General features: G+C 40.5%; 15 protein-coding genes. 9 read left to right on the top strand and 6 right to left on the bottom strand.

Translation table 11 applies throughout. From position 1 onward, the window contains the following. Positions 1-32 precede the first annotated feature (32 nt). Complete coding sequence (locus tag QI031_RS21265; RefSeq protein WP_281481625.1) at positions 33-647, top strand: TetR/AcrR family transcriptional regulator; 615 nt, start codon at positions 33-35, stop codon at positions 645-647. A gap of 116 nt (positions 648-763) precedes the next feature. On the opposite strand, the gene QI031_RS21260 is transcribed toward QI031_RS21265, so the two are convergent. The 3 genes from QI031_RS21260 to QI031_RS21250 all read right to left on the bottom strand — a co-directional run bounded on the left by QI031_RS21260 (position 764) and on the right by QI031_RS21250 (position 3,644). Next, positions 764-1,210 (bottom strand): DUF4332 domain-containing protein, encoded by a 447-nt coding sequence (locus QI031_RS21260; RefSeq protein ID WP_281481624.1) that lies wholly within the window; start codon positions 1,208-1,210, stop codon positions 764-766. A gap of 158 nt (positions 1,211-1,368) precedes the next feature. Further along, on the bottom strand, positions 1,369-2,736 hold the full coding sequence (locus QI031_RS21255) for a calcium-binding protein (RefSeq protein ID WP_281481623.1): 1,368 nt from the start codon (positions 2,734-2,736) through the stop codon (positions 1,369-1,371). Between the two features lie 107 nt (positions 2,737-2,843). Next, positions 2,844-3,644 carry a PhzF family phenazine biosynthesis protein gene (locus tag QI031_RS21250; protein ID WP_281481622.1) on the bottom strand — a complete coding sequence of 267 codons (801 nt, stop codon included), beginning with the start codon at positions 3,642-3,644 and terminating at the stop codon, positions 2,844-2,846. Between the two features lie 150 nt (positions 3,645-3,794). Here QI031_RS21250 and QI031_RS21245 point away from each other — a divergent pair, with 150 nt between their 5' ends. The 5 genes from QI031_RS21245 to pstB all read left to right on the top strand — a co-directional run bounded on the left by QI031_RS21245 (position 3,795) and on the right by pstB (position 8,731). Next, positions 3,795-4,016, top strand: coding sequence for a hypothetical protein (locus tag QI031_RS21245; RefSeq protein WP_281481621.1), 222 nt, complete (start codon positions 3,795-3,797; stop codon positions 4,014-4,016). A 37-nt stretch (positions 4,017-4,053) separates the two neighbouring features. Next, positions 4,054-5,436, top strand: coding sequence for an aminopeptidase P family protein (locus QI031_RS21240; protein WP_281481620.1), 1,383 nt, complete (start codon positions 4,054-4,056; stop codon positions 5,434-5,436). A gap of 452 nt (positions 5,437-5,888) precedes the next feature. Further along, positions 5,889-6,845, top strand: coding sequence for a phosphate ABC transporter permease subunit PstC (gene pstC, locus QI031_RS21235; RefSeq protein ID WP_281481619.1), 957 nt, complete (start codon positions 5,889-5,891; stop codon positions 6,843-6,845). 45 nt (positions 6,846-6,890) lie between these two features. Continuing rightward, positions 6,891-7,781 (top strand): phosphate ABC transporter permease PstA, encoded by an 891-nt coding sequence (gene pstA / locus QI031_RS21230; RefSeq protein WP_425525980.1) that lies wholly within the window; start codon positions 6,891-6,893, stop codon positions 7,779-7,781. Positions 7,782-7,900: 119 nt separating this feature from the next. After that, positions 7,901-8,731: a phosphate ABC transporter ATP-binding protein PstB gene (gene pstB / locus QI031_RS21225; RefSeq protein ID WP_281481618.1), complete on the top strand. Its 831-nt coding sequence runs from the start codon at positions 7,901-7,903 to the stop codon at positions 8,729-8,731. 35 nt (positions 8,732-8,766) lie between these two features. Here the strand turns inward: pstB and QI031_RS21220 are convergent, their stop codons facing one another. Continuing rightward, positions 8,767-10,371, bottom strand: a complete 1,605-nt coding sequence (locus QI031_RS21220; protein ID WP_281481617.1) for a hydantoinase B/oxoprolinase family protein — start codon at positions 10,369-10,371, stop codon at positions 8,767-8,769. Positions 10,372-10,627: 256 nt separating this feature from the next. Between QI031_RS21220 and QI031_RS21215 the strand changes: the two genes are divergently transcribed. The 3 genes from QI031_RS21215 (at position 10,628) to QI031_RS31595 (ending at position 11,379) form a co-directional block, all read left to right on the top strand. After that, positions 10,628-10,930, top strand: a complete 303-nt coding sequence (locus QI031_RS21215) for a hypothetical protein (RefSeq protein WP_281481616.1) — start codon at positions 10,628-10,630, stop codon at positions 10,928-10,930. After that, positions 10,927-11,097, top strand: coding sequence for a hypothetical protein (locus tag QI031_RS31600; protein ID WP_343217811.1), 171 nt, complete (start codon positions 10,927-10,929; stop codon positions 11,095-11,097). The genes QI031_RS21215 and QI031_RS31600 overlap by 4 nt, the downstream gene beginning before the upstream one ends. Before the next feature lie 78 nt (positions 11,098-11,175). Then, positions 11,176-11,379, top strand: coding sequence for a hypothetical protein (locus QI031_RS31595; RefSeq protein WP_343217810.1), 204 nt, complete (start codon positions 11,176-11,178; stop codon positions 11,377-11,379). Positions 11,380-11,478: 99 nt separating this feature from the next. On the opposite strand, the gene QI031_RS21205 is transcribed toward QI031_RS31595, so the two are convergent. Together QI031_RS21205 and recJ are read right to left on the bottom strand one after the other, a co-directional pair. Next, positions 11,479-13,590 (bottom strand): hydantoinase/oxoprolinase family protein, encoded by a 2,112-nt coding sequence (locus QI031_RS21205; RefSeq protein WP_281481615.1) that lies wholly within the window; start codon positions 13,588-13,590, stop codon positions 11,479-11,481. Positions 13,591-13,915: 325 nt separating this feature from the next. Further along, positions 13,916-16,246 carry a single-stranded-DNA-specific exonuclease RecJ gene (gene recJ, locus QI031_RS21200; protein ID WP_281481614.1) on the bottom strand — a complete coding sequence of 777 codons (2,331 nt, stop codon included), beginning with the start codon at positions 16,244-16,246 and terminating at the stop codon, positions 13,916-13,918. Positions 16,247-16,431: the final 185 nt, after the last annotated feature.

Raw genomic sequence — 16,431 nt, 5'->3', positions numbered from 1 at the left:
AGTAGTGTTCCGAATATATAACAATAACTTTTATGCGAGTTTTTAATTCTCCCCCATCTTCAGAGGTACAAACCCGTACTCGTATTTTACAGACGGCACAAAGGTTGTTTGCCTCTCAGGGATTTGATGGCACTACTACTCGCGAATTAGCAGAAGCATCAGGTGTCGCAGAAGGTACGCTGTTTCGACATTTTCCTAATAAAAAGGCAATTTTGGTAGAGGTAGCGACTAGTGGTTGGGTAGATATTCTCACAGATTTACTCACCGAACTGAGTGAAATGGGCAGTTATAAAGCTGTCGCTCAGGTAATGCGTCGTCGGATGTGGAATTTAAATAAAAATGTTGATTTGATGAAAGTCTGCTTCATGGAAGTGCAGTTTCATCCAGATTTACGCGATCGCATTCAAATTGAAGTCATTAACAAAATGACCGATGTCGCCGAAGCATTCTTTCAAACTGCGATGGATAAAGGCATTTATCGTCAAGCTGATGCCAAACTCGTTGCCAAGGTGTTCTTAGGAATGTTTGCGATCGCCGGGTTTTCTGACAACACCCTCATGGAACCTGACGCTTCCCCTCAAGAAATGCAGCAGATGGCAGAAGGACTAGCTGATATTTTTTTGAATGGTGTGCTAGCTAAGGAGTGAGCAGAGGGGCAGTGTTTCGACTACGCTCAACAACCGGGGCAGGGGGCAGAGGGCAGGGGGCAGAGGGCAGGGGGCAGAGGGCAGGGGGCAGGGGAGCAGGGGGCAGGGAGAAATAATTACTTAGCACTCAGCAATATTTTTGCTTGTTGACTCCATTGTTGCACTAACTCAATCGCTGGACACAAATCTCGCCGTTGCGTTGTTGCCACCTGTAAGCGCATAATTTGTTGGTGCAGTCTGTGAGTGGGAGTCTGAGCTAGCTGTGCCACAGAAGCAATACCCGCATGAAGCAATAAACCACAATATTGTGTACCCACGCCAGGAATACGTGCTAGATCAGCTAAAGCTATCCATTTATTGACATACTGTAAATGAACTTGTAGTTTATTGGCTAATGCCATTCTCGCTGCTGGGCTATTACCTTGTTTGACTAAGGTTTTGGTAGTTGCAATACCACAGTTTTGTAATTTAAATTGTTCTTCTTGACTCAATCCAGGTAATTTTTCGATAGGCCAATCACAAGATGCGATCGCAGTTCTAATATTTGTTTGTCTAGCTGGCATTTTTGGAACTAAAACATAGGCTTACTTAAATATTGTGCCTGATAAATTAGTTCACCCCGGATCACAGTTACCGCTTGAGTAATTAGATAAATGCGATCGCTTCTTGTATTACTGTATTATCGCTATCTGCAAATGCAAGATTTGCTGTTGTAATCTATTCAAATATCAAAAGTATATTCACTGATACGAAAATAGTTTTGATCAAGACTTAAACTTGAAACTCCTTGGACAATCCCAACTAGTCTGTCTGTATCTGAATCCAGATATATCGCTGTTCCTTGTGGTAAACCTTCAGGAGAAGAACCTAAAATATATTTAGCTGGATCGTCTGAATATGGACTGCCACCACCAAGTTGGATAACGTCCTCGTTAGTGTTAAAGTCAGTAATGATGGCGTATTCGTTGATAATTGTTCCTGAACCAGAACGCCTTATCCCTACACCATAAAAACTTCCAGATTCATCTCCCAGAATAAATTGGTCTGCCCCTGCACCACCTGTTAAGGTGTCAACTATATCTGGTGTTTCAAAAGAAAAATAGAATGTAATATCACCAATTAGCACATCATTACCAGCACCACCATCTAAAACATCACTTCCGGTACTTCCTTCCAATAAATCGTCCCCAGAGCCACCAATTAAGGTATCATCACTATTGTAAAGCGTATTATCATCGCCTTTGAGTGTATCGTTGCCTGCACCTCCGTCTATAAAGTCATTACCGCTACTCGCAATAATGTAATCATCACCAGAACCACCATAAAGGAAGTCATTACCATCACTATATTGACGTGAAGTGCCTGGGTCGAGATAATTATAACCAGCAATTAGGGTATCGTTACCAGAACCGCCGTAGAGATAGTCCACTCCTGAAGCACCTTGCAAAAGATCATCTCCGGAACCGCCATAAAGTGTGTCGTTTCCAGTTTGGGGTAGCTGATCTGTGAATAAAATATCTGTCCAAATAGAATCTCCGCGTAAGGTGTCGTTTCCAGAACCGCCTATTAAGAGATCGCTACTGTAAAACTTATTATTTTCGTAGTCACCGTATTGGCCTTCTTCAGCGTTATAACCACCCCATAAAATATCATCCCCCATACCACCAATTAAGGTATCGTTACCAGCACCACCTTCTAGGAAATCATTACCAGAACCACCTAGTAAAGTATCCTGACCTTGGCGGTAGAGTTTCTCAAGATAATCATAATCATCTTTATAAGGATTATCTGACTGAAATGATAAGTCAACAAAAGGATCGCCCCGTAAAGTATCGTTTCCAGCGTCACCAAATAGCCAATCCCTACCCTCACCGCCATTAAGATCGTCGTTTCCGGCTTTGCCTATTAATATGTCGTTTCCGGCTGCACCATTGAGGGTATCTGCGTATCGAGTACCAACTAAAATTTCATTCTTCTCAGTTCCAGTAATTTGCAATTCAGTTGCAGAGCGATCGCAAACATCCCCTAAAACATTTTGTCTGGAGAAAATTAACAATAACCAATTCAATGGATAGGAGAATAATTTCATGGTAGTTAATTTCCCTAAAACTCGGTAGTTGTCAATTACTCCTAACTTTTACTGTGATAAATTTTTACTTAGTCACAAATTAAACCGTTATTTACAAACATTCATAATTAAGCATGAATTAATTCGCCTCGCATCACAGTGACTGCTTGACCAGCTAGATAAACGCGATCGCCTCCGCTATAGCGCACCTTCACGACTCCACCGCGACTAGAGGCTTGATAAGCCAAGAACTCATCTTTGCCCAGGCGATCGCGCCAAAAAGGAGCAAGACAGCAATGGGCAGCACCAGTTACTGGGTCTTCATTAATACCTACTCCTGGAGCAAAAAAGCGAGAAATGAAATCATATTGGGAATCAAGACGAGTCAGACTTGTGACAATTACATCCGCCATAGGTAATGTTTTCATTTGCTGAAAATTAGGCTGCATTTGTCGCACCAAATCTTCAGACTCCACCTCAACTAAGTAGCCTAAAGAGTTCTGAAAAACAGATTTGTATGGTATTCCCAAAGCTTCGCTGAGTTCTGGGGTAGCAGTTACTACTCGTGAATGATTCACAGGAAAATCTAATTGAATCCACTCACCTTGATTTTTGGCGATCAGTATTCCGCTTTTAGTAAAGAAACGCGCCTCTTCGTCAGAGGATAAATGCCCTTCTGACCAAAGTACATGGGCGCTAGCTAAGGTTGCATGACCACAAAGTGGTACTTCCACCGTTGGCGTAAACCAGCGTAGATTAAAGCCATTATCCTGTCTGACTAAAAAAGCCGTTTCAGATAAATTCATTTCTTGAGCTACGTTCTGCATCCAATTATCATCTTGAGCAATGGGCAAAACACAGACAGCCGCAGGATTCCCCGCAAAAGGTGTATCAGTGAAAGCATCAACTTGAGTAATGATTTGTCCCATAGATTTACCTTAGAATTTGAATCGGCAAATTTACAACTTTGTATACTTATCAAGAGTAAGTTAGAAATCTACGCAACTATATTTAGCATCATTAAGAAGCTATAGCTGTACCTTAGATATTAGTCATACAATTTCTCCAAGCTAGAGCTAATGTTAAACACAAAGGGCAGATTCATCGCAAGTCTTGTGGCTGTTATCAACTTAGGAGTCATTTCTGGAGGATTGGTCAGTTGCGGTGTCCAAGAAAAGCAGCCATTTACTCCTAACGAAGAACAAAGACCAAACGAACGGTCTAACCAAAATGACGAGGATGATGACGAACAAGAAAGCGATCGCAGGAATGATGATGAAAAAGACGATGATCAGGATTAAATAAAGGCAGTATCACTTTTGATTTGAGTCTCATTTTATGATTATTCACAAAACTTTTAATTCACTAGCTGACATCCTACACTCCCGACGGCAACGATTAGCTAGCCTGATTGATTTTCCAGCAATTCTCTGGTCAGGAAGCATCAGTCCGCGAAATTTTCCTGCAAATCATTTTCCTTTTCGCGCTAGCAGTCATTTTCTCTATTTTGCCGGGCTACCACTGCCAAACGCAGCAATTCGTCTAGAATCTGGCAAACTTGAACTATTCATGGATGATCCCCAACCTAACAGCGCCCTTTGGCATGGAGAAATGCCAACGCGTGACGAAATAGCCGAGACAATAGGGGCGGATACTGCTAAACCAATGACAGAATTAGAGTCCTGGCTAGAAGGTGCAGCGACAGTTGCCAACCAGGATGCTGCTACTTGGACACAGCAATCGCAATTATTGAACAGATGGATTTTACCGCAAAATCCTCCCCAAGGAATTGACTTAGAATTAGTCAAGGCAATTGTGACTCTACGCCTCACCCATGATGCGGGGGCATTAGTTGAGTTGCGAAAGGCTGCTGCTGTAACTGTCGCAGCCCACAAAGCTGGTATGGCAGCAACACCCAATGCCAAAATAGAAGCAGAAGTTCGGGCAGCAATGGAAAAAGTAATCATTGCCCATAATATGACTACTTCTTACAACAGTATTGTTACTGTCCACGGCGAAGTATTACATAACGAGCAATATCATCATCCTATACAATCAGGTGACTTACTACTTGCCGATGTGGGGGCAGAGACTGAGATGGGCTGGGCAGCAGATGTTACCCGTACTTGGCCTGTTTCTGGCAAATTTTCACCGACTCAAAAAGACATTTATCATGTCGTGTTGGCTGCTCATGATGCTTGCATTGCTAAAATATGCCCTGGTATAGAGTATGGAGATATTCATCTGCTAGCTGCTGCCGTCATAGCTGAAGGTTTAGTAGATTTAGGTATTTTACAAGGCAACCCCCAAGACTTAGTAGCAATGGATGCCCATGCGCTGTTTTTCCCCCACGGTATCGGACATCTATTAGGTTTAGACGTTCATGATATGGAAGATTTGGGTGATTTAGCAGGGTATGAAGAAGGACGGACAAGGAGCGATCGCTTTGGCTTAGGTTACTTGCGTTTAAATCGTCCCTTGCGTCCAGGAATGTTAGTGACAATTGAGCCTGGTTTTTATCAAGTACCAGCAATTTTAAATGATGTGAATCTGCGTTCAAAATATCAGAACATAGTAAATTGGCAGCGCTTATCTCAATTTGCTGATGTGCGAGGCATCCGCATTGAAGATGATGTTTTAGTCACGACAGAAGGTAGCGAAGTCTTAACAGGCGCATTGCCAAATAATGCCAGCGTTATCGAAGAACTAGTGGGTTGCTGAAATACACTAAATGCAATTTGGTATGATTTGCGTTTAGTTTTACATAATAAAATTCATAAAATGAAAGGGTATTTCCAAATACCTCATAGATAGACGTTTAAATATTATGTTGATCCACTATTAAATAAAATTAAACTAAAGGTTATGATTTGTTTAATAAATAATTATATTAAATATATTTGATAAAAATTCAACCTTAAGAGAGAAGCTTTCAGCTTAATTATTAAAACTAAATCTATCGTAAGTTGTAAAATCATTAGCCAATCAACTTATAAAATACTTACGTGTTGATCATTAAAATACGTGAAATAAAATAATGAAGTAGCTATATTTACTTCCTCATATTTTTAAAGTGTGAATAAATACAGTTATCTGAAATATTTGTTTTTTATTGATATTTTTTAATTTAAAAAAATACATTGTTAGCTTTAGTTTATATATAGAGGTAATCCATGACTCTAACAGCTAGTGACGAATCTCAAATAGATTCTCAAACAGCGCGATCGCAGACCGAAAAAACAATAGATTACAGTTTTTTATGGGGTACGCGCATATTAGCTCTGGCTGTTGCAGCAGTCTTACTTTGGATAGCCATACAAGTTGCTATAGATTCAATACCTGCTATTCGAGAGTTTGGTTTACAATTCCTCATTCAAGGTGCTTGGAACCCTGTAGAAAATATTTATGGAGTGTTACCGATGATTTACGGAACACTTTTGAGTTCATTAATTGCTCTGCTTTTAGCTGTGCCAATTGGTTTAGCCAGTGCGATCATTTTAAGTGAAAATTTTTTACCACTATCAATTCGGACTGTACTCACTTTTTTAGTGGAGTTATTGGCAGCTATTCCAAGTATTGTGTATGGACTTTGGGGTATTTACGTCTTAATTCCATTTTTGCAACCTATCGGTAATTGGCTTCACGATAACTTTGGTTACATACCTCTGTTTTCTAGTCGGTATATAGGGCCAGGAATGCTACCTGCTGGGGTCATTTTAGCCATTATGGTTTTACCGATTATTACAGTCATTTCCCGCGATTCTCTGGCTTCTTTACCTTCGGAACTGCGTTGGGGATCTTATGGTGTAGGTTCAACTCGTTGGCAAACAATTTTTAGCATTCTAATTCCAGCAGCTTTTTCGGGAATTGTAGGTGGAGTTATGCTGGCATTGGGTAGAGCCTTGGGAGAAACAATGGCTGTAACATTGGTAATTGGTAACAGCAACGATTTAAACTTTTCTGTGCTTGCACCTGCAAATACAATTGCTTCTTTGCTAGCCAATCAATTTGCAGAAGCTAGTGGTTTACAAAGAGCTTCGTTATTTTATGCTGGTTTAGTTTTGTTTGTAATTACACTCGTGGTTAATATGCTAGCCGAAGTAATTGTGCGTCGAGTTAAAAAGTTTTAGTAGAGAGAAAATTTAAATAGTAAGTTTTAGTCTAGGTAAGCGATTATGACATCTACTAATAAAGGTAGAAACTCTGCAAATATAGATGAAAGCATGGAATTTTCTTATGCTACTCGTCGAACATTAATTGGGACTGTGCTGACGGTATTAGCATTTCTCATGCTGGGTATTGCAATTTTGCCTTTAGGATTAGTGCTTGGTTATGTTATTTTTAAAGGAGCTAGTCAATTTAATCTAGAATTATTTACTGGACAGATACCAGTTGCCTTACAAGAAGGTGGCGGTGTTGGTGCTGCTATTGTCGGAACATTAATTGTAGTAGGAATTGCTTCAGCATTGAGCATTCCTTTTGGGATTTTAGCAGCTGTTTATTTATCAGAGTTTAGTTCCGGCACAATAGTTAAGTGGATTCGTTTTGCGACTAATGTATTGAGTGGTGTACCCTCAATTATCGTGGGATTATTTGCTTATGGTGTAGTGGTTGCAACTACAAATCAATTCTCAGCCGTAGCTGGGGGTTTTGCTTTAGCAGTTTTGATGCTACCGATAGTGGTAAGAACTGCTGATGAAGCCTTACAATTAGTACCTCAAGAAGTACGTTGGGCATCAACAGGGGTAGGCGCTTCTAACTTTCAAACCGTTTTACAAGTAGTTTTACCGTCAGCGATGGGAGCAATTTTAACAGGTACAACTTTAGCGATCGCTCGTGCGGCTGGTGAAACTGCACCTTTAATTTTTACTGTTTTATTTTCCCAATTTTGGCCTAGAAGTGTTTGGCAACCAATTCCTACTTTATCAGTATTAGTTTATAACTTTGCCACCGTTCCCTATCAAAATCAACAAGAACTTGCCTGGGCAGCTTCACTCATTCTAGTTTTATTAGTGCTAATTACTAGCATTCTTTCCCGATTAGCAGCACTTAAAAGTACTTATTGAAATGAGTAAAAATCAAAGTAATTTATAGTTGCATTTTAATTACGAATTACGAATTACGTTAGCGCAGCGGTAGCGAGTCCGCGAGCGTCATTACGAATTATTTTCATACAGGATTAAAAATGTCTACTCAAAATCAAACTAATAATCATCGAAATACTCAAAATCCAGGCGAAACTACAGCCGTTTTGCAAACAGAAAAACTCAGCGTCTACTACGGTGATACTTTGGCGCTCCGTGATGTTTATATGGAAATACCAAAACAACGAGTAACTGCTTTTATTGGCCCTTCTGGTTGCGGCAAAAGTACGTTACTGCGTTGCTTTAATCGTCTGAATGATTTGATTGATAAATGTCGAGTAGAAGGTAAAGTTTTCTACCGGAATAAAAATCTTTATTCACCTAAAATCGATCCGGTTGAAGTGCGGCGGCGGATTGGTATGGTATTTCAAAAACCCAACCCCTTCCCCAAATCAATTTATGAAAATATTGCTTACGGAGCTAGGATTCAAAACCGTAAGGAAAATATGGATGAATTAGTCGAGCGATCGCTCCAACGAGCTGCTTTATGGAGTGAAGTTAAAGATAAACTTAAAGAAAATGGTTTATCCCTTTCTGGTGGACAACAACAGCGTTTATGTATTGCCAGAGCGATCGCCCTTAAACCAGAAGTAGTCTTGATGGATGAACCCTGTTCTTCTCTAGATCCTGTCTCTACTCAGCGAGTTGAAGAATTAATTCACGAACTCAAAGAAGAATATACAATTATTATCGTCACCCATAACATGCAACAAGCTTCACGGGTGTCAGATTACACCGCTTTTTTCAATGCTGAAGAATCAGACAAAGGAAACCGCTTCGGTTACTTAGTAGAATATGACGAAACAGGGAAAGTTTTTAGTAATCCCCAAGCCCAAGCAACTAAAGAATATCTCAGCGGTAAATTTGGGTAAATAAATTCTTCCCCATGCCCCAAGCGGCAGGACACCTATCCCTCTCCACCCATGAAGGGATGGAGTTTCTCGCCGCTTTCAATTGAACCAAATCCTCCACCACCAGGAGTTTCTATAACAAAAATATCCCCAGGTTTCATTTCTACTGTTGCTGTACTATCTAAATTTTCTTGAGTTCCATTTTGACGTTGTATCCAGTTGCGTCCTACTTTTGCGGCTTCGCCACCATTTAACCCAAAGGGAGGCACAAATCTATGTCCAGAAAGAATATTGGCTGTCATAGGTTCTAAAAAACGAATACGACGAATCACCCCATTGCCACCTGAATGTTTTCCTTTACCGCCGCTATCGAGACGAAGACCAAAACTTTCTACCTGCACAGGATAGCGAGTTTCCAAAACTTCTGGATCAGTTAAGCGAGAGTTAGTCATGTGAGAATGAACGCCATCAGTACCATCAAAGTTAGCTCCAGCCCCAGAACCACCGCAGATAGTTTCATAATATTGATATCGCTCGTTACCAAAAGTGAAATTATTCATTGTTCCTTGAGAAGCTGCCATTACGCCCAAAGCACCATATAAAGCATCGACAATAGTTTGAGATGTTTCGACATTACCCGCCACTACTGCTGCTGGATAGGTGGGATTCAGCATACAGCCTTCGGGAATAATGATTTTTAACGGGTTGAGACATCCAGCATTGAGGGGAATGCGATCATCTACTAAAGTTCGGAAGACGTATAAGACTGCTGCTTGAGTCACAGCTTTAGGAGCATTAAAATTACTCTTAAGTTGCTCAGATGTTCCAGTAAAATCAATGGTAGCACTGCGATCGCTGTAGTCAATAGTCACTTTAACTTGAATATGTGCGCCATTATCCATTTTATAAATAAATGAGCCATTTTTGAGAACAGCGATCGCTTTTCTCACTGACTCCTCAGCATTGGCTTGGACAAATTTCATATAAGCTTGCACTGTCTCCAATCCATATTGCTCAACCATTTTTAGAAGTTCTTGAACTCCCCTTTGATTGGCAGCAATTTGTGCTTTAAAATCAGCTATATTTTGGTCAGGATTCCGAGCCGGATACAGATGATTTAAGAGTAATTCTCGCACTAGAATTTCTCGAAAATTTCCTTGTTCAACTAAGAGAAAATTATCAAAAATAATTCCTTCTTCTTCTACGGTGGTACTGTGGGGAGGCATGGAACCGGGAGTTATTCCACCGATATCGGCTTGATGTCCGCGAGAAGCAACATAAAAAATGGCAGTAGCAGATGTAGTCTTTTCTTCATTTTCCAGAAATACAGGGGTAATTGCAGTCACATCTGGCAGATGGGTTCCTCCGTTATAAGGATTATTAGATAGATACACATTTCCTGATTTAATTGTGTCACCATGAGCATTAATTAAACTGCGAACACTTTCACTCATTGAGCCTAAATGTACAGGAATATGAGGAGCGTTAGCTACTAATAATCCAGAAGAGTCGAAAATAGCACAGGAGAAATCTAGTCTTTCTTTGATATTTACCGATGCTGCCGTATTTTGCAGCACAATTCCCATTTGTTCGGCGATAAATTGATAGAGATTTTTGAATATTTCTAAGCGAACGGGATCGGGTTGCAATTTTGTGTACATTTTTAACTCCTACTTTTTGAGGTTGCCTTATAAGTTTGTTGCACAGAACTGAGATAACACCAAGGGATACACGGAAAAATTCCATATAATACTTCTGTGAAGGTGTCTCAGAAAGCTGGTGTTGGTCTATCTTCAGATGTTGATGGTGTTCTGATTGAGTTTATAGTTGGTGCTTCAGGTACAATGAAACTAAAAGTAAAGTACAAGTAAGCGATCGCTTGCACTGAATTGATATAACTATAGAAGCTTTGCAGATATGGCAGACCGTTCTAGCTCACCTCCAACCTCTCTTGAATTGCTGCTTCATGAAATCGAAGCAACGCCTAGAGAATATTGGGCAGATTTGCTGGATGCTTTACGCCAGTTCCGACAAAAAATTCCATCAACTGCTCCACCTGTTATTGATGCAGAGCAAGCCCGAAAAAATCAAGCAGCGATCGACCTTCTAGATTCATGGCTGGGTGAGACTGAGGATGCATCGGAACATCAGCAAGCTTGGGACTTTTTGAAAACGGCTCTAGATGAAGATCGATTGTCTGATCGCCCTTTATTCCCATGACTCGTCCGATTTTGCTGGATTCTGGACTACTGGGAATGGTCACGAATCCAAAAGCCACAGGCATTCCCCTTGATTGTCAACTATGGCTAAAATCCCTCTTACGACGCGGAGAAAGGGTGGTTATTCCCGAAATTTCAGATTATGAAGTTCGCCGCGAACTCCTCTGAGCAGGATTGCTGAGAAGTTTGCGTCGGCTGGACAACTTGAAGCAAACGCTCGACTATATTCCGATCCAAACCGATACCATGCTTCTGGCGGCTGAATTGTGGGCAGAAGCGAGAAAAACCGGACAACCTACCGCAGATGCTAAAGCGTTAGATGGGGATGTAATTTTGTCTGCTCAAGCCCGTCTTCTCGGAAGTAAGGTGGCAGAAGTGATTGTTGCAACAACGAATGTTGCTCATCTTGCTCGGTTTATTACAGCGTCGGATTGGCAATCTATTGGATAAACTTGTTGGTGAGCGATCGCGGCATAAAAAGTTGCTGCACCGGAACGCTGTAAGTGGGTTGATTAGGTTGCCAAGGTTATCTGCGTCCGGTGAGCTTGGTCATTCGACTGCTTTGGGAAGACGTTGTAAAATTAAATGATTATGCTCATTTAATCTGGCTTGCCAGTTAGGTTCAACTACAACCGTGCTAATTTTTTCGACAATAATCGCCGCACCATTGATCCAATCTCCCGGTTGCAAATCTTCACGGCGATAAACTGGCGTATCATGCCATTTATTAGCAGTGAACATTTTGACTATTTCTAGAGGTTGAAGAGCTGAATTTACAGGACGGGTATGAGTAATTGAAGGTTCTTCAGGAGTATCCATTTTCTGAATTACTTCTACTGAAATAGATTCCACAATTAAGGATTTATCTGGCTGGATGAAACCATAGCGAGATTTATGTTCATTTGTAAATGCTGTTTGCAACATCATGATATCTTCATTAAAATCAACGCTTAAAATAGAATTAGTTTCCTCATATTTCAAATTCATTTTTTGAATTACTTCTGCTTCAGCGCTGCTTTTATCTTGAGTGATTTCGCTTCTAGCTTGGGTTTCTAAAGACTCCATCAACTGCATTATTTGAGGAATTAAGGCTTGATTTAAAGGCTGTTCTAATCCTCTTACTCTGGTGGCTTTCACATCAGCTAATCCCATTCCATAGGCTGAAAGAACACCAGCATAAGGATGTAAAAATATCTGTTTCATTCCTAAAGTGTCAGCAATTAAACAAGCAACTTGTCCGCCTGCACCACCAAAACAACAAAGTACATATTTTGTGACATCATAACCACGTTGTAGACTAATTTTTTTAATTGCATTTGCCATATTTTCCACAGCAATAGCAATAAATCCTGCTGCTACTTGTTCGGGGGTACGATAATTTCCTGTAACAGTTGCAATTTCTTCGACTAATTGGGTAAATTTCTCTAAGACAATATTTTTATCTAATGGTAAATTGCCATCATTGCCAAAGACAGAAGGAAAATATTGAGGATGAATCTTACCTAACATTACATTAGCATCTGTGACCGTTAAAGGACCACCTCGCCGATAACAAGCAGGACCGGGATTAGAACCAGCCGATTTTGGCCCGACACGATAGCTAGAACCATCGAACATCAAAATTGAACCGCCACCAGCCGCGATCGTATTAATTGATAATACAGGAACTTGCATTCGCGCCCCAGAAATTTCTGAATCTAGTTGACGTTCGTACTCTCCTTTAAAATGGGCAACATCTGTACTTGTTCCCCCCATATCAAAGGTAATTATTAAATCGAAACCTGCTCTTTTGCTAGTTTGCACTGCACCAACAATACCGCCAGCAGGGCCACTTAAAATACTATCTTTACCCTGAAATTGTCCAGCATCAGTTAAGCCTCCATCAGACTTCATAAACATTAATTTTACATGAGGTAATTGACTTGCTATTTGGTTGACATAGCGGCGCAAAATTGGAGTTAAATAAGCATCTACAACAGTTGTATCTCCTCGACTTACTAATTTCATTAATGGACTGACTTGGTGAGATATAGAAATTTGTGTAAAGCCAATTTCTTCAGCAATTGCTGCTACTTGTTGCTCGTGTTGGGGATAGCGATCGCTGTGCATAAGCACAATAGCACAACTACGAACTCCTGTATGATAAACTGCTTGTAAATCTTGTTTTATCTGTGCAATATCAACGGTTTTTAATTCATTTCCATGAGCATCATAACGTTCGTCTACTTCAATAACTTGTTCATAAAGCATTGTTGGTAAAATGATGTGACGAGCAAAGATATCAGGACGGTTTTGGTAGCCAATTCGCAGTGCATCTTTAAACCCTTTCGTAATCATCAGAACTACTCTATCTCCTTGCCTTTCTAACAGTGCATTCGTTGCAACTGTTGTTCCCATTTTGACTACTTCTATTGCAGTATAGGGAATAGGTTGATGATTTTTTAAACCGAAAATATCCCGAATACCCTGAATAACTGTATCTTCATATTGTTCAGGATTTTCGGACAGTAATTTATAGACTATTACCCATTGTTGTTTAGGGACAGGCATGATTAAAAACTGTGACTGATGTCTTGAAAGTCTGTCTATAATTGCCTGATCATCAGTTACAGCCACAATATCTGTAAATGTGCCACCTCTGTCTGCAAAGACTTTTAACATAGCTTTGATTTTATCTATCAACTAAAAGTAGAGTAGCAGCGATTTTTGGCATAGTTTTACTTTATGTGTGGTAGATTTTGACTACAAGCATAGACATGAAATATCTTTGCTGAATTTCGGGATGATTTTTATCGGGCTTCGCTAACACGCAAAGGCAAGGCAGCGCGTTGGGGAGACAGCGCCGTGGGCGGGTTTCCCGACTTGTAGACGCTTCTGCGGCTTCCCGCAGGGTAGCGACTGCCGCGCAAAGACGCAAAGAATATATCTTAAGCCTTTGTAAATAATCTCAATTTATACCGCATTAGTTTGATTTGTTCTCGCCGACTTACTTAATCATCACGGCAATAGTAGATAAAGGCACTTCTGCAAAATACTTTCGCTGAAATTGTTCTTCACTGATGGCAGCTAAAAATTTGGCGGCAGCATTATCAGCTAAGGTTGTAGATATATTTTTGGGATTGTGGTTGATGCGTAAATCATGGTCTTGTAATTTAACTGTGAATCCCAAATATTTTAAAGCTTTGAATCCTAAAAATAAAGTTTGGTCACGAATGCCAAGTTTTTGTAAAAGTTGAACGCGGGTAACTGTATGATTGGTACGATTGAGATATTTAGCAATCCCAACTAAAGTTAGCCAAATTTCGTTAGGTGGTTGATGGTTGGGTTTAGACCAAGCGATCGCTAATTGTTGTTGATGATAAAGCGATCGCTTCCACCAAGCGCGTAAATCATCCCAGTTTGTGGGACAATCTTGAATAGTTAATACTGATTTATTAAGGCTGAGTGTTGAATCTTTTTGATTTCGCCAGTCTAATATAGATGTCGATTGCTGAGTTGTCAGTTCTAAGTTAGCAGCAGGACGCACAGCAATTAATCTAATTTCATAGCGTTTTTTGAAGGTGTTGTAGTCGAGTTCGGCGATACAATCACATCGTCCTATCGGTAATTCATCTTTATAGTGTCCCCACCAAATACCAGGAAAAGGACTTCTACTAGAATCATCTCGAATATCAAAGTCGGTTTTAATATATTGTACTTTCTTCCCTTGCGAATCTTGTTGATTGCGATGCCAAGCATTGTCAAACCAGCAGTTTTGAATTAATAGTTTCGGGACAGGATTTCCCATCCCACAAGGTTCTAAAAGTTTCAGTTCCAAAAATAACTCTTTGCCCAAGTCTGCAACTGTCACCGTTAAATCTGCTTGCACTGTGGGCGTGAGAGTTGTGCCGCCTAAAGATTGTCGTAACTGCTGATTAACCGCCGCTGTAAATAAAGGAATATTCTCTATTGGCAAACTCAAACCCGCTGCAAAGGGGTGTCCGCCAAAGCGATGTAATAGATGTGCTTGTTCTTTCACCAATTGGTATAAATCGACGGAATTTATTGAACGGGCAGAACCACGGGCTAAAAAAGAGGGACTAGGGGCTAGGGGCTGGGGGCTAGTAGTGTCTTCTGTGCTTAATAAGATGGTGGGGCGGCCTGTTTCTTGTGCTATTTGTCCGGCGACTAAACCTAACACACCTGCTGGCCATTGGGCATCTTCTAAAACAATAACGCTAGTGGTGGATAAATCTAATTGAGTGAGTTTTTGTCCTACTTGTGCTTGCACATCTTTTTGTAAAGACTTCCTGCGGGCGTTGGCAAGTTCTGTGACTTCGGCTAGTTCGTGACAACGTTGAATATCTCGGCTAGTTAATAATTCCACGCAGAAACTAGCATCACCTTGAATGCGGCTGACGGCATTAATGCGTGGCCCTAAACCGAAGGAAATATCTGTGGGGCGATCGCCGCTTTTCTGGCACAATTCTAATAATCGCCCTACTCCTGGTCGTCGTCGTGCTGCTGGTGGTTGTTTAAAGTCGGCTTGCAGTCGTTGGATTCCTACTTGCGCTAAATAACGACAATCTCCACTTAGCTGCACCAAATCAGCAATTAAACCTATAGCCACTAAATCTAATAAATCTGTTAATGGATGTTTGGGAACATCAGGCAAAGTTTGATATAAGGCTTCTATTAATTTGTAAGCCACCGCTACCCCAGAAAGATGAAATAGCTGATGTTCACTTGGCAAATAACGAGGATTAATAATTGCTGCCACTGCTGGGCGTTCTTCAGGTAAAGTGTGGTGGTCTGTGACTATGACATCTATACCTAGTTCTTTAGCATAAATAATTTCATTAATATTGGTGCTACCCGTATCACAAGTAACAATTAACTTACAATCTTGTTGAGCTAAATTGTCAATACCTTGATGGTTGAGTCCGTGAGATTCTTTCAGCCGATTGGGAATATAAAAAGTTAACTGAGTATTTTGAGCGAAAAATAGTCCTAAACCATCCCACAACACAGATGTAGCAGTAATACCATCAGCATCAAAGTCTCCCCAAATAGCAATTTTTTCACCCGCATGACGTGCTTGTTGCAGTCTAGCTACTGCTAGATGCATTTCTTGCCCAAATTCAAAAGGACTCGCCGTTTGATAAGCTTTATGGTTGATAAAAGCTGCTAATTGTTGATGATCTTTAATTTTGCGTTGCCACAACAATTGTGCTGCATGTAGTCCACTTGATGCTGGTGTGTGCTGTTTCACCGCTTCGATGAACCAATTGGGTGGTTGTTCTGTTGCTGTGATTTTCCACTGCTGTTGTTCTGACATACTGTGTTGAGAGTTGGAGTTTTAGCACTGCCCTTTGGTAATTTTTGACCTCAGCTTGACGTTGGCAGTGGATATATTTTCTTATTATTACGAATAGTTTTGAAGCATCAACAATCAATTCTTGTATTCTCAATATTTTTACTGATCTTTTACTACAGAATACTGTGATATTTTACTTAAGTGTA

Origin of the sequence: Halotia branconii CENA392, assembly GCF_029953635.1 — a bacterium.
Lineage (GTDB): Bacteria > Cyanobacteriota > Cyanobacteriia > Cyanobacteriales > Nostocaceae > Halotia > Halotia branconii.
This window is presented reverse-complemented; position numbering and strand designations above follow the sequence as displayed.